12 protein-coding genes are annotated in these 13308 nt (G+C 68.7%); 5 read left to right on the plus strand and 7 right to left on the minus strand.

The features are described from left to right. Positions 1 to 9 precede the first annotated feature (9 nt). Genes ACYVLQ_RS10545 through ACYVLQ_RS10555 form a run of 3 tightly spaced genes read right to left on the minus strand, consistent with a single transcriptional unit; the run spans position 10 to position 3790 of the window. Positions 10 to 1863 (minus strand): ABC transporter ATP-binding protein, encoded by a 1854-nt coding sequence (locus ACYVLQ_RS10545; protein WP_460697212.1) that lies wholly within the window; start codon positions 1861 to 1863, stop codon positions 10 to 12. Beyond that, on the minus strand, positions 1860 to 2813 hold the full coding sequence (locus ACYVLQ_RS10550; RefSeq protein WP_460697213.1) for an ABC transporter permease: 954 nt from the start codon (positions 2811 to 2813) through the stop codon (positions 1860 to 1862). Before ACYVLQ_RS10550 ends, ACYVLQ_RS10545 begins: the two co-directional genes overlap by 4 nt. After that, positions 2810 to 3790, minus strand: a complete 981-nt coding sequence (locus ACYVLQ_RS10555) for an ABC transporter permease (RefSeq protein ID WP_460697214.1) — start codon at positions 3788 to 3790, stop codon at positions 2810 to 2812. Before ACYVLQ_RS10555 ends, ACYVLQ_RS10550 begins: the two co-directional genes overlap by 4 nt. Before the next feature lie 232 nt (positions 3791 to 4022). Here ACYVLQ_RS10555 and ACYVLQ_RS10560 point away from each other — a divergent pair, with 232 nt between their 5' ends. Further along, a complete protein-coding gene (locus tag ACYVLQ_RS10560; protein ID WP_460697215.1) occupies positions 4023 to 4865 on the plus strand; it encodes an HAD family hydrolase in 843 nt (280 codons plus the stop codon). On the opposite strand, the gene ACYVLQ_RS10565 is transcribed toward ACYVLQ_RS10560, so the two are convergent. Further along, positions 4835 to 5044, minus strand: coding sequence for a hypothetical protein (locus ACYVLQ_RS10565; protein ID WP_460697442.1), 210 nt, complete (start codon positions 5042 to 5044; stop codon positions 4835 to 4837). The two genes, ACYVLQ_RS10560 and ACYVLQ_RS10565, sit on opposite strands and share 31 nt — an antisense overlap. 345 nt (positions 5045 to 5389) lie before the next feature. Further along, positions 5390 to 7870 carry an N-acetylmuramoyl-L-alanine amidase gene (locus tag ACYVLQ_RS10570; protein WP_460697216.1) on the minus strand — a complete coding sequence of 827 codons (2481 nt, stop codon included), beginning with the start codon at positions 7868 to 7870 and terminating at the stop codon, positions 5390 to 5392. 217 nt (positions 7871 to 8087) lie between these two features. Between ACYVLQ_RS10570 and ACYVLQ_RS10575 the strand changes: the two genes are divergently transcribed. Next, complete coding sequence (locus ACYVLQ_RS10575) at positions 8088 to 9515, plus strand: SpoIID/LytB domain-containing protein (protein ID WP_460697217.1); 1428 nt, start codon at positions 8088 to 8090, stop codon at positions 9513 to 9515. On the opposite strand, the gene ACYVLQ_RS10580 is transcribed toward ACYVLQ_RS10575, so the two are convergent. Continuing rightward, complete coding sequence (locus ACYVLQ_RS10580; RefSeq protein WP_460697218.1) at positions 9508 to 10008, minus strand: MarR family winged helix-turn-helix transcriptional regulator; 501 nt, start codon at positions 10006 to 10008, stop codon at positions 9508 to 9510. The two genes, ACYVLQ_RS10575 and ACYVLQ_RS10580, sit on opposite strands and share 8 nt — an antisense overlap. A 104-nt stretch (positions 10009 to 10112) precedes the next feature. Between ACYVLQ_RS10580 and ACYVLQ_RS10585 the strand changes: the two genes are divergently transcribed. From ACYVLQ_RS10585 to ACYVLQ_RS10595, 3 genes are all read left to right on the plus strand, one after another. Continuing rightward, on the plus strand, positions 10113 to 11081 hold the full coding sequence (locus tag ACYVLQ_RS10585; protein WP_460697219.1) for an EamA family transporter: 969 nt from the start codon (positions 10113 to 10115) through the stop codon (positions 11079 to 11081). A 113-nt stretch (positions 11082 to 11194) separates the two neighbouring features. Beyond that, positions 11195 to 11986, plus strand: a complete 792-nt coding sequence (locus ACYVLQ_RS10590) for a MerR family transcriptional regulator (protein ID WP_460697220.1) — start codon at positions 11195 to 11197, stop codon at positions 11984 to 11986. Between the two features lie 188 nt (positions 11987 to 12174). Further along, on the plus strand, positions 12175 to 12672 hold the full coding sequence (locus ACYVLQ_RS10595) for a hypothetical protein (protein WP_460697221.1): 498 nt from the start codon (positions 12175 to 12177) through the stop codon (positions 12670 to 12672). 46 nt (positions 12673 to 12718) lie between these two features. Here the strand turns inward: ACYVLQ_RS10595 and ACYVLQ_RS10600 are convergent, their stop codons facing one another. Next, positions 12719 to 13192 (minus strand): hypothetical protein, encoded by a 474-nt coding sequence (locus tag ACYVLQ_RS10600; RefSeq protein ID WP_460697222.1) that lies wholly within the window; start codon positions 13190 to 13192, stop codon positions 12719 to 12721. Positions 13193 to 13308 lie beyond the last annotated feature (116 nt).

Raw genomic sequence — 13308 nt, forward strand, 5'->3', positions numbered from 1 at the left:
GATCTTCTCCTACCGCGCGACGACCGGGAGTGGGACAGCGTCGATGAGGGCCCGGGTGTACTCGTGCTGCGGATCGGAGAAGATCCGTTCCGCCGGACCGGATTCGACGATCTTGCCGCGGTACATGACCGCGATATCGTGGGCGAGATTGCGGACCACCGAAAGATCGTGGGAGACGAAAAGATACGACAGCCCGCGCTCGATCTGCAGCTCTCGCAGCAGGTTCAGCACACCGGCCTGAATGGAGACGTCGAGAGAGGACACCGGCTCGTCGAGTACCAGCAGCTCGGGGTCCAGCGCCAGGGCGCGCGCGATATTGATGCGCTGCTTCTGACCGCCGGAGAAGTCGGCGGGATAGCGGTCGGCGTGTTCGGGGCGCAGGCCGACCTGTTTCAGCAGTTCCGGTACCCGCCTGCGGATCTCCTCGCGCGACCGTCCGTCGATGCGCAGCGGCTCGGCCAGCGCGTCGGAGATCGGCAGCCGCGGATCCAGCGAGGCGGACGGGTCCTGGAACACGATCTGCATCTTCCGCCGGATCTCGCGTCGGCGCGCCCTCGTCAGCTGCGCGACATCGCTGCCGAGCACCTCGACAGTGCCCGACTCCGGCTGTACGAGATCCAGGATCTGGGTCAGGGTCGTGGACTTGCCGGAGCCCGACTCGCCGACCAGCGCCAACGTCCGCCCGGTGGCGATCTCGAAGCTGATGCCGTCGACTGCCCGGACCTCGCCGCGGCGTCGTTTGAACACCATCCCGGACGTGATCGGGAAGGTTTTGACCAGATTCGAAACCCGAAGCACCACGCGAGGCTCCGGTTCGTCGGTGACCTCAGGCTCACTGATCTCCCGGCGATACGCCGTGAACAGGGCGTCAGTGCCGACCTCCGCCGTGCGAATGCAGGCGGCGCGATGGCCCGGCGCGGTGTCCTGCAGCGGAGGTTCCGCGGCCTGGCATTCGTCGATCGACACCGGGCAGCGCGGCGCGAACGGGCAGCCCGGCGGCAGTGCGTGCATCGCGGGCGGTGCGCCGACGATCGGGATGAGCGGCCTGCGCGCGGGCCCGTCCATGCGCGGGATCGAACCGAGTAGTCCCACCGTGTACGGCATCCGCGGTGAGTTGAAAAGCTCTGTGGCACCGGCGGTCTCGACGATCCGCCCGGCGTACATGACCGCCACGCGGTCGGCGATCGTGGCGGCGATGCCCATATCGTGGGTGATCATCACGACGCCGGCGCCGGTGATGTCGCGGGCCTTGCGCAGCAGGTTCAGGATCTGCTTCTGCACGGTCACGTCCAGCGCCGTGGTCGGCTCGTCGCAGATGATCAGCTCCGGATCGTTGGCGATCGCCATCGCGATCACCACGCGCTGGCGCATGCCACCGGAGAACTCGTGCGGAAATGCCTTGGCGCGCATCTCCGGTTCGGGAATGCCGACGAGGTCCAGTAGCTCCACCGCCCGCTCGGCCGCCTGCTGCTTGCTCATCTTCTTATGTGCCAGCAGGGCTTCGGCGATCTGGTCGCCGACGCGGTACACCGGCGTCAGCGCCGACAGCGGATCCTGGAACACCATGCTGATCCGGGCGCCGCGCAGGGCGGACAGGCGCCGATCACCCATACCGAGAAGTTCCTTGCCGCGCAAGCGAATCGAGCCGCGCACCCGGGCCTGGTCGGGGAGCAGCCCCATCACCGCGAGCGAGGACACCGATTTGCCCGAACCGGATTCGCCGACGATGGCCAGCACCTCGCCGTCGGACACCGTGTAGCTCACCCCGCGCACCGCATCGATGCGGCCCTCCTCGCTGGGGAACGAGACGCGCAGGTCGGAGACCTCCAGCAGCGGCGCGGTGGTCGGAGTCTCATCCGTCATGCCGCCGCCTCCTGCCCCGCCGCCGCCTTCCGGTCGGACTTCTTGGTTCGCACCCGGGCGCGCTTGGCGCTGGGGTCGAACGCATCTCGCAGGCCGTCGCCGACCAGGTTGGCGCACAGCACGGTCGTGATCAGCAGGCCACCGGCGAACAGGAACAACCATGGGAAGGTGAGCGCCGACTTGGTTCCCGAGGCGATCAGCGAACCCAGCGATACGTCCGGCGGCTGCACGCCGAAGCCGAGGAAGCTGAGACCGGTCTCGGCCATGATCGCCGCACCGACCGCGAGCGTGGTGTCGATGATCAGGATCGAGGCGATGTTCGGCACGATGTGGGTGGTGATCACGGTCCACGTCGACGCGCCCATATACCGTGCGGCGCGGACGAATTCGCGCTCCCGGAGGGACAGCGTCAGCCCGCGCACGATGCGCGCGCTGATCATCCAGCTGAACGCGGCGAGCAGCACGATCAGCAGCAGAATCGACCCGCTGCCCTTGGTGCGCGGCGCGAAGATCGCGACGATGATGAAGCTCGGCACCACGAGCAGCAGATCGACCAGCCACATGATGGCCCGATCCGTCCAGCCGCCCAGCAGTCCCGCCACGGATCCGGCCAGGGCCGCGATGATGCTGGTGCACAACGCGACACTGAATCCGATGATGAGTGATTTCTGCAGGCCGCGCAGCGTCTGCGCCAGCACGTCCTGACCGATCTGGTTGGTGCCGAAGGGATGTTTGGGGCTCGGGGGCTTCAGCAGCGCCGTGTAGTCGAGTTGCTGATAATCGTATTCGAGGAACGGCGGGAGCGCGAAGGCCAGCACGACCATCAGGATCAGCACCACGGCGCCCACCACCGCGGGCTTGTTCCGGCGGAACCTGCGCCACACCAGTTTCCGGCGTCCGGCGGCCTGCGGTTCCGGTGCGCCCTGGACAATGATTTCCGCTTCGGTCATGCTCCCACCCGCACCCGTGGATCGAGGATCGCGTAGGCGATATCGGACAGCAGGCCCGACACCAGCACCACCAATCCGGCGAACGCCGTGACGGTCACGACGATATAGATGTCCTGCGCGTTGATCGCGTCCACCAGCCATTCGCCGACGCCGTGCCAGCCGAAGATCTTCTCGGTGAAGGTGGCCCCGGTGATCAGGGCCCCCAGGCTGTAGGCGAACAGGGTCGCCATCGGGATCAGCGCGGTGCGCAGGCCGTGCTTGTACAGGGCGCGATTGCGGGTGAGCCCCTTGGCGCGCGCGGTGCGGATGAAATCGCTCTGCAGCACGTCCAACATCGCATTGCGTTGGTAGCGGCTGTAACTGGCCATGGCGGTGAGCGCCAGGCCCAGCGTCGGGACGATCATGTGCTGCGCCCGGTCCACGATCTGATTCCACAGGCCGTGCACGGCATTCGCCGAGGTCTCGCCGGTATAGAGGAATATCTGCTGCCCGGACAGCGTATTGATCTCCAGCGCGCCGTATTTCAGGAGGGTGGCGAGCAGGAATACCGGCGTGCTGAGTACCAGCAGCGACACGATCGTCGTGAAGTAATCGCTGAATCTGTACTGCCGGATCGCACCGGCCGCGCCCACGAGCACGCCCAGCACGGTGCCGACGATCGAGCCGATCACCAGCAGCCGCAGGCTCACCCCGATCCGCCGGGGCAGTTCCTCGCCGACCGGCTGACCCGCGAGCGTCTGCCCGAAATCGCCGTGCGCGATGCCGCTGACCCAGGTGATGTAGCGCTGCGGGATCGGATCGTTGAGGTGCAGTTCCTCGGCCTTGGCATCGATCACCGATTGCGGCGGCCGCGGATTGCGTTGCTCGAGGCTGTCCAGCGGACGAAAGGTCAGCGAGGCCAGGCTGAACGTCAGGAAGGACGCGAGCACCAGCAGCACGACATAGTTGAGCGCGCGTCGTAGCAGGAAGCCGGTCATCAGTCCCCTCGTGTCGGTTGCTAGCCCCTGATCATAAGGACAGGTGGCGATCGGGGCGCGTCATGGAGGGCCAGTGACAAGCACGGATCGTCTGCACATCGTGCACCAGTGTGACGGCCTGCGGTGGCGGTTCGGCACCGCAGGTAAGGGGGCTGATCACGGCTTGACTACGGGCGTGTCGGGAGTTGGACCGCCGAATCGTGATTACACCGAGCGTCCGGTTTCGGGCAGGATGGAATGGGTGACTCGCCTGCACCTGCCCACACCGAAAATGGTGGCCACCGATGTCGATGGCACGCTGATCGATGAACGCGAGCAGGTGACGCCTCGCACCCGGGCCGCGGTCGCCGCTCTGATTGCCGACGGAGTGCCCTTCGTGCTCGCCACCGGCCGCCCGCCGCGGTGGATCGATCCGGTCGTCGACGGCCTCGGATTCGCGCCGCTGTGCGTCTGCGGCAACGGCGCGGTGATCTACGACAGCGCCTCGGACCGCATCCTGCACACCAGCACCCTCGACGTGGAGAGCCTGGCTTGGATCGCCGACCTGGCCGAGCGGGTGCTGCCCGGTTGCGGCCTGGCCGCCGAGCGGGTCCGGGCGAGCGCGCACGACGCCGCCACCCCGCAGTTCGTGAGTTCGCCGGAGTACGAACACGCCTGGCTGAACCCGGACGACACCCAGGTCGCCCGCCGCGAGGTGTTCGCCGCCCCGGCGATCAAGATGCTGATCCGGTTGCGCGGCGCCACCAGCGCCGATATGCGAGCGATTCTGGAGCCGGAGCTGTCCGGCCGCGCCGATATCACCTACTCGACCGACAACGGCCTGATCGAGTTGTCGGCGCCCGGAGTGAGCAAGGCCTCCGGCCTGGCCACGGTCGCGCAGCGGCTCGGCGTCCAGCACGCCACCATCGTCGCCTTCGGCGATATGCCCAACGACGTCCCGATGCTGCGAATGGTCGGTCACGGTGTCGCCATGGCCAACGCCCACCCCGAGGCCCAGGCCGCCGCCGACGAGATCACGGGCACCAATGCCGCCGACGGTGTCGCTCAGGTCCTCGAGCGCTGGTGGGTCAGCTGACGCTCGAGCAGAGCACGTGCGTCAGCAGGATGTCGGCGACCCGCGCGACGGGGACGGTCGTCACGATTTCCAGCGCGGCGTCCTCTCGTCTCGAAATAGTCGCTGTAGTCAATGTCCACCGTCCGATGACCGCGCCGGGCCAGCTCGCGCAGCAGCGACGACTTGCCGACCCCGGACATCCCGGTGATCAGAACGCACGTCACCCCGCAAGACTAAGCCCCGTCATCCCGGCACGCTTTGGCCGGAATCCCGAGTCGGCCCAGTAGATCCCGGCCAAAAGCATCCCGGGAAACGTGTTCGATGCACCGACGTGCCGGGAACCGTGTTCGGTGTACCGGACGTGCCGGGAAACGTGTTCGGTGTACCGGACGTGCCGGGAACCGTGTTCGGTGAACTGGATGTGTCGGGAAACGTGTTCGGTGAACTGGATGTGTCGGGAATGGTGGTGGGCACGCGGCGGTCAGCCGCGAATACCGTTGGCGGGCAGACGGTTACGGCCCAGGGTAGCCGGACTCGGTCGGCGGCTACTCGGTCGGGGCCGGGTAGCCCGGTTCCGAGGCGGGCCCGGGCGCCGGGGCGGGACTCGATGTGGATGCCTGCCCCGGTGCGGCGATCTGCCCGGGGAGGGGTTCGGCGGTCTGGCCCAGCGTCGAGTTCCGCGTCGGCTGCTGGGGGTTCTTCAGCAGCGTCGTTACTATGCCGGTCACCTGGTTGAGAATCAGTGAGCCGTATTGGAAGTCGGAGCGCTGGCCGTCCGGGACGGGATAGGCGTTGCCCAGCGGCAGGCCGAGCATCCCGGTCTCAGCGCCGAGCTGGACGAAGCGGTCCAGGATATGGCCGACCACTTCGACCACCTTCCCGTCGGGACTCGCGTAGACATAGCCGTTGGCGAACTTGGCGTATTGTCCGCCGTCCCTGGTCGGCTGCGGCTCGGACGCGGCGGCGCCCAGGTGTCCGTCCGGCCCGCCCTGCGTGGACCAGTACCGGGCCACGGCGTTCTCGCCGACCATCCCGAGCAGTTTCGTGGTCATATCCGCCAGCGCGGCGAGATCGGACTGAGTGCGCCGGGTCCCCGGCGCGGTGTTGTTACCGGCCCGGGTGCCCACGGATCCGCCGCTGCTCGCGGCGATCTCGCGGATGCGGTCCATCAGCTCGTACGCGGCGTCGCCCGGGCAGGTGGTGTTGCCGACGTCGCGGTGGGCGAACACGGTCGGCAGCTGCACGGCCTCACCCTCGGCGTACGGGGTGAATTCGGTGCCCTCCGAGTACATGGTGGTACTGCCCAGGGGGTCGAGTCCCGCGACCCTGGCCCGCCAGCCGATGAACTGCCCGGCCGCCTGCAGGGCGGCGTCTGTCGGCGGCTCGGTCTCGAAGTCGCCCATGAGCGCCACGCCGGAGGTGTTCTCGTTGAACCCGCCCGCGTGCGCGCCCTGGACGGCCTTGTCCATGCCGCCGTAGCGGCCCTCGAAGATCTGCCCGTACTTGTCGACCAGGGTGTTGTACCCGATGTCGCACCAGTTCAGCGTCTTGGCGTGATAGGCGTAGATGGCGCGGACGATGCCCGCGGATTCCGCCCTGCTGTAGTCGTTGCGCCCGGCGGTGTGATGCACGGTGATGCCGCCGACGCCGTCGTCGTAGACCGTCGGCTCCCCGCATTCGGTGCGCAGTGATTCGTCGGCGCCCCACTGCTGCCGCGTGATCACCTTGGGGCCGCCACCGGACACCGGCGCCGCCACCGCGGACAAATTCTCGTCGGCCGCCCCACGCCCCGGGTCGATCAGCACCGCCGACAGCGCCGCCGCCGTCACCTGCGCCGGATCACCCGACCTCGCGGCGACCCCGCCGGGCGTCAGGGCGGCGCCACCTTGGGCGGGCGCGGGGGCTGCCTCGCCCTGGATCGGTGCGGGGGTGGTCTGGTCGGGTGCGGTCCCGTCCTGGGCTGATGTGGACCCTTCCTGGGCTGGTGCGGGGGTTGCCCCGTTATGGACTGGTGCGGGGACGGTTCCGTCCTGGGTCGGTGCGGGGGCGGTCTCGCCCTGAGTACCGGCCGTGCCATCCTGAGCGGGGACGGTTCCGTCCTGGCCCGGTGCGGCGGCGGCCTTTCGGGTCGTCAGCACCTGCACGGCGTTGGTTCGGCCGACGTAGATCGGCTCGGTGCCGGTGCGTTCGGCGGCGGCGTGGTCGTTGCGGCGGGTATCGACCTGCTCGGTGGAAAACCAAGGGCCCCAACTGCCGTCGGCCGTGCGCGCCCGGACCATGGCGCTGGTCCCGGCGAGATCCTTGGCGGTGAGCGCGACCATGCTGAACGGGGTCTCGCGGGTGAGTTCCTTGACCTCCGCCCCGACCTGGTCGGCAAGCTCGGGTGCGATGGCGCCGGGCGCGAGCGCCGGCGTGGCGGGGTCGGCGGCGAATCCCGGGGCGGGCGCCGGTTCGCCGACCGCGGCGTTTCCGCTGCTGCCGGGTGCGGGATTCACGGCATCGGCGGGAGCGGGCGCGGCGCCGGGGGCAGCGGGAACCGGAGCGACACCGGAATCGGCGGGAACCGGAGCGGGGCCGGGATCGGCGGGGACCGAACCGTCCAGTGGACCGGCGATGAATCCGGGAGAGGTTCCCGCGGGCCGCCGTGGCGCCGGCTGTACGGCGGTGGGGTCGGATTGGCCGAACTGGGGTAGTGGGATCTCGCTGGGTAGCTGCACGCCGGGCGGCAGCGGTAGGCCGGGCGGCACGTGCACCGAGCGGGGCAGCGGCAGCTTGCGCAGATCGGACAGTCGCAGGTCGGGGAGATTGAGCCCGGTGAGCTCGCGCAGCGGCAGCACCACGTCGGGCGCCGAGGAGAGCGCGACCTCGGCCATTTGCGCCGGGATCGCAGCGAGATTGCTTTCGTTCGCCGAGTGATAGTCGGGCGTGTCGCGCAGGACGAGACCCGCGAGCGGCGCGGTGACCGCCAGAGTCGCGACAACCGGGAGGATAACCGGGCGTTTCGGTCTGCGGTACGGCACGAGCATCTCCCATTCAGGTAGAACCGTTGACCGTCAGCGGTGCAGCAGGGTTGATTCCTGACGGAACAATGGTCACACTAGTCACAATCGTCACAAATCTAAAGGTTCACTTGAGCGTTAGGCCAGATAGCTTGAATGTAGCTTTCAAATAGCCCGGCAGCGGGCAGGACATGCCGAACGGAAGTACCGGCGAGTCTCATCCGCGCAAACCTCGGGAGTGCACATGGCAAGCACGGGACGACGATGGGCTGCGGCGGTGCGACAGGGCGATCTCCTGCGGCGCCGCCATCGCAGACGCGCCGCTGGCGTGGGGCTGGTCGTGGTCGCCCTCGTGGGTGGCGCGGTCGTGGTCACCCTGACCTGGCCCGATGGCTCCGGCCCCGGCTACCGGCCGCTCGCCGGTGTCGGCCACGGTCGCGGCATGAGCCAGGTCGGCGCCTTCGACCAGGCGACCGGCGGCGCGACCGCCGAGCGCATTCTCGAGCACTACTACCCGGGCGCGGTGCTGGGCGCGATCGGGCCCACCACCGTGCGGGTGCGGCTGCAGGCCGACGACAACGAACCCCTCGACGTCTTCGCCGATGCCGGGCTAGCGGTCGCGGGCCGCAGGGTCGTCCCCGGTCAGGCCGCCCATCTGACCCCGATGCCCGACGGCGGCGCCAATGTCGTGATCACCACCGGGTGCGACGGCGAGGTGATCTGGCAGGGCGCCACCGACGATCCGGTCGCCTATCCGGTCGCCTCCGGAACCGACCGCCCGCCCGCGGAACATCTGAAGGTGTGCGGCGGCGGTACCTATCGCGGCACGCTCGGCGTCACCCTCGAGAACGGCGAGCCCCGCACCGTCAACGAGGTCGACGTCGACGACTACCTGCTCGGCGTGGTGCCCGCCGAGATGCAGGCGAACTGGGCCGACCAGGGCGGCGCCGAGGCGCTGCGCGCGCAGGCGATCGCGGCCCGCTCCTACGCCCTGGCCGAACACCGCTACCCCTACGCCCAGACCTGCGACACCACCGACTGCCAGGCATATCCGGGCACCGAGCGGGAGGATTCGCGGGCCGCCGCGGCCGTGCGCTCGACCGCGGGCCGAGTGCTGATGCGGGACGGACGGATTCTGCGCACCGAATATTCGGCGGCGCCGGGCGGCGGCCAGCCGATCGACATCGGCACCCTCGAGGTGGGCCCGGCCCCGGAGGAACTCGCCCCGGCCCCGCCGCCGCCCGACGAGAGCGCGCAGCGGTCCGTACGCGCCGACACCGTCATCGAGGCGAAGTACGCCCAAACGGGCGGCCCGGAGGGACCGCTGGGGGATCCGCTCGGCCCGGAGTCGTTGCTGCCCGGCCGGATCGGGACCTACCGGATGTATTCGGGCGGCGTCATCATCGCGACATCGGCGCTGGGCGCCCGGGTCGTCGACTTCAGCACGCTGTTGCAGGTGGCGCCCGAGGCGGCGGCCGAGCCTCAGGCCCGCGCGGGCGCGGCGCTCGACGGCGCGGCCGCGCTGCCGGGCGGCACCGTCGCGCCCAACACCGCAACCGTGCCGACACCCCGCGCCACCACACCGCCCGAGGCCCCGACGGGACCACTGCCGCAGCCGTCGCCGACCACCCGGTTGGACGCGACCTCCCCGGAAGCGCCTGCGGTCAGCTGAGCGAGGTGTCGCCCAGCGATTCCGACAGCCCGCGCAGGAGTACCACCAGGTGGTCGAGGTCCTCGCGCTCCATGCCGCCGAGGATGCGGTACTGATTGTCGGCGTGCAGGGGCATGAGCTTGTCGATGAGTTCGCGGCCCTTGTCGGACAACTGAATCCGCACCGTGCGGCGGTCCTTGGGGTCGGCCGCGCGGCGCACCAAGCCCTTGGCTTCCATCCGGTCGATGCGGTTGGTGATGGCGCCCGAGGTGACCATCGTGGTCTTGATCAGCGCCCCGGCGGTGAGCCCGTCGGGGCCGCCGGACCGGCGCAGCGTGCTCAACACGTCGAATTCCCAGTACTCCAGGCCGAACTGCGCGAAGAACTCCTTCATCTCCCGGTCGATCAGGCGCCCCAGGCGCTTGAGCCGCCCGATCACCTGCGTCGGCCACACGTCGAGGTCCGGTTGCACCCGGCCCCAGGCCGCAATCACCTCGTCCACCGCATCGGCCACGCCCCTGCTCCCCTCCGATAAACCTCAACATCAAGATACTTGACATCAAGATAACTTGTGGTGTCTTATTTCAACATTGAGATTATGAACCAGGAGAGACCGGCATGACAACCACGGACACCGCCGCCACCTCGCGTGTCGGAACCCTCGCGCTCACCGGCCTGGCGCCCCTCGTCTGGGGTTCCACCTACGCCGTCACCACCGAATTCCTGCCCCCGGACCGGCCGATGTTCACCGCCCTGATGCGGGCGCTGCCCGCCGGACTGGTCCTGCTGGCCGCCACCCGGGTGCTGCCGCGCGGTCGATGGATCTGGCGCACGGCCGTTCTCGGACTGCTGAATTTCGGCGCGTTCTTCCCGCTGCTGTTCCTCGCCGCCTACCGGCTGCCCGGCGGCGTCGCCGCGGTGCTCGGCGCGGCCGCGCCGATGTTCGCGGTCGTCTTCACGGCCGTGCTGATGCGGCAGCGTCCGAGCGGACGCAAGCTGCTCGCGGGCGTGATCGGAATCGTGGGCGTCTCCCTGGTGGTCCTGCGAGCCACCGCGGCGCTCGACCTGGTCGGCGTGCTCGCCGGGCTGTTCGGCGCGGGATCGATGGCCGCGGCCACCGTCCTGGCCGGTCGCTGGGGGCGGCCCGAGGGCGTCGGCCCGCTCGCGATCACCGGGTGGCAGCTCACCGCGGGCGGTCTGGTGCTGCTGCCGCTGGCGCTGGTCACCGAGGGCGCCCCGCCCGCTCTCGACGGCAGCGCCGTGGGCGGCTATCTGTACCTGGGAGTGATCGGCACCGCCGCCGCCTACGCGATGTGGTTCCGCGGCCTGTCGCGCGTGCCCGCCACCTCGGTCGCCTTCCTGGGGTTGCTCAGCCCGCTGTCGGCGGCGGTGATCGGCTGGGCGTGGCTCGGTCAGGCGCTGACGCCACTGCAACTGCTCGGCATCGCGATCGCGCTCGGCGGCACCCTGCTCGGGCAGACGGGTGGCCGCGCGGAGAAGCGTGAAGGTGTTGTGCCGCAACCGCTTTCCGATGCCGTCCCCGAGCGCGTCGGAACGCTGCTACCGGTCCCCGCCCGAGCCGTCTGAACCACGGGTCTTCCGCGCCAGGAAGTGCCGTCGGATACTGAGGATCGAGGCTTGACCTTTACGTAACGTCAACTTGCATGCTGGATACATCGACGCGAGCGAGAGGAAGAACGGTGGTCAGGGCGTTATCCGGACGCGGGGGCAGGACCGAATGGTCCATCCAGGAGCTGGCCAAGGCGGCGGGCACCACGAGCCGCACGCTACGCCACTACGGCGAGCTCGGGCTGTTGCCGCCCAGCCGGATCGGCGCCAACGGGTACCGGTACTACGACCAGGACTCCCTCGTGCGGTTGCAGCGCATCCTGCTGCTGCGAGAACTCGGCCTCGGCCTGCCGGTCATCGCCGAAGTGCTTGCCGGAGAACAGGATGCGGCGGCCGCGTTGCGGACGCATCTGGATCTGCTGCGCCAGGAGCAGGATCGGATCGCCCGTCAGATCGCGTCGGTGCACACCACATTGCGCAAGACGGAAGCAGGTGAGTCACTCATGGCAGACGAAGTATTCGACGGTTTCGACCACACCCGGTACAAGGACGAGGTGATCGAGCGGTGGGGTAGGGACGCCTACGAGCGCAGCGATCGCTGGTGGGGATCGCTGACCGAGGACGGCAAGGAGGCCTTCAAGCAGACCCATATCGACCTCGTCGCCGCCTACCGCGCGGCGTTCGAGGCCGGGCAGGCGCCCGACAGCGCCGAGGTGCAGGACATCGCACGGCGGCACTACGACTGGGTCGCCCTCTCGTGGGGCGGTCGGCGACCCGACGCGCAGTCGTTCACCGGTCTGGGCGAAATGTACGTCGGTGACCCGCGTTTCGCGGTGAACTACGACTTCGGCGTGGGCGGTACCCGCGGCGCCGAGTTCGTCCGCGACGCGATGCGGGCCTACGCCGAAACCCGGCTGCAGTAACCAGGATTCGGCCGCTCGTCGAGTGCGATCGGCAGCGCCCACACAGCCAACACCCGTGTGGGCGCCTTCGCATTATCCCGATCATAAGGATTCGTTCAGCGCGGCTGGCGAGACTTCACCGCAATGACACAGGGAGCGGCGGGACCGCAGGGGTGAGTTTCGCGCCCGGACGAGGAGGGGAAGCCCGAATGAACTACCCGTACGGCCAGCCCGGCTATCCGCCGCCGGGCTATCCACAGCCCGGTCACTCGCCGCAACCGTCCGCGAGCGGCGGGACCGCCATCACAGCAGGCGTTTTCGCGATTCTGCTGTCACACCTCGGTGTGGCGGGGACCGTCATGTCGTTGGCCGCGGTCGACCGCCTGCACGACCGTTCGTACAAGAATTATTCCGACTTCTCCGGGCCTCTCTTCATATCGCTGGCCATTCAGGGCATCGTTGTCTTCCTCTGGCTGCTCGGCGGCATTCTGCTGCTGACCCGCAAGAATGCGGGCCGCGTGCTGCTGATCTGCCTGTCATCGCTCGGGTTGCTTGTCTGCCTCGTCGCGGTCGCCTTCGTTGTCATGGAATCTCCGCTCGCCTTGATCCCCGGGGGCGCGGGCGTCCTCTTCATGGTCTCGATCCTCGCTCTGACCCTCGCCGGTTCCACCAAACGCTGGGTCGACGCGGGCCGCCAGCACTACTGAGCCAATTTCGAGATTCGAGCCGCGGGGACCAACGAGTGAAACTCGATCAGGGGACCAGTTCTGGGCTGTAGATGCGGGCGACGCCCTGGCCGTTGTGGGTGACTTCGGTGAAGCTGGTGTAGCGGTGGCCTGCCATGACCCTTTCCTTGCCGATTGTCAAAGGCGGCGAGGGGTAGCTGCCGTTGAAGCAGGGCATGGGGTCGCTGGTGGCTATTACCTCGTCGGGCAGGCCGCTGGCGTAGGCGTCCTTGTCGATGACCGTTACCACCATCGTGCAGTTGTCGATGGTCGAGTTGCCGGTCTTGGATGTGAGGGTGCCGTAGGCGCGGAGCGCGCCCTCGTAGACGTAGAGGCAGGACTCGACGTCCGCCACGCCGTCGCTGGTCGGGAAGGCTCCGGAGCAGGATTTGGGGACCTCCCATTCCGGCGGGTCGGCGACTGCGGCCGGGGCTATCGCGAAAAGCGCTGCGGCACCGGCGAAACCGAAGGCAAGCACTCGTGACAACGAACTGAAGGACATCTTGGATCCTCTCGATTGTCGAACTCGTCGAACTGCCGATCCTGATCTTGGACACACTCTAGCGAGATCGCGGCACGACCACACGGCCGCAAAAATCGGGTCCCGGCGCCGATGTG

Source organism: Nocardia thraciensis (assembly GCF_054782435.1).

Excerpts from the sequence above, each read along its gene's own strand:
- ACYVLQ_RS10545 (WP_460697212.1), bottom strand. The coding sequence starts at position 1,863 with ATGACGGATGAGACTCCGACCACCGCGCCGCTGCTGGAGGTCTCCGAC.
- ACYVLQ_RS10550 (WP_460697213.1), bottom strand. The coding sequence starts at position 2,813 with ATGACCGAAGCGGAAATCATTGTCCAGGGCGCACCGGAACCGCAGGCC.
- ACYVLQ_RS10555 (WP_460697214.1), bottom strand. The coding sequence starts at position 3,790 with ATGACCGGCTTCCTGCTACGACGCGCGCTCAACTATGTCGTGCTGCTG.
- ACYVLQ_RS10560 (WP_460697215.1), top strand. The coding sequence starts at position 4,023 with ATGGAATGGGTGACTCGCCTGCACCTGCCCACACCGAAAATGGTGGCC.
- ACYVLQ_RS10565 (WP_460697442.1), bottom strand. The coding sequence starts at position 5,044 with ATGTCCGGGGTCGGCAAGTCGTCGCTGCTGCGCGAGCTGGCCCGGCGC.
- ACYVLQ_RS10570 (WP_460697216.1), bottom strand. The coding sequence starts at position 7,870 with ATGCTCGTGCCGTACCGCAGACCGAAACGCCCGGTTATCCTCCCGGTT.
- ACYVLQ_RS10575 (WP_460697217.1), top strand. The coding sequence starts at position 8,088 with ATGGCAAGCACGGGACGACGATGGGCTGCGGCGGTGCGACAGGGCGAT.
- ACYVLQ_RS10585 (WP_460697219.1), top strand. The coding sequence starts at position 10,113 with ATGACAACCACGGACACCGCCGCCACCTCGCGTGTCGGAACCCTCGCG.
- ACYVLQ_RS10595 (WP_460697221.1), top strand. The coding sequence starts at position 12,175 with ATGAACTACCCGTACGGCCAGCCCGGCTATCCGCCGCCGGGCTATCCA.
- ACYVLQ_RS10600 (WP_460697222.1), bottom strand. The coding sequence starts at position 13,192 with ATGTCCTTCAGTTCGTTGTCACGAGTGCTTGCCTTCGGTTTCGCCGGT.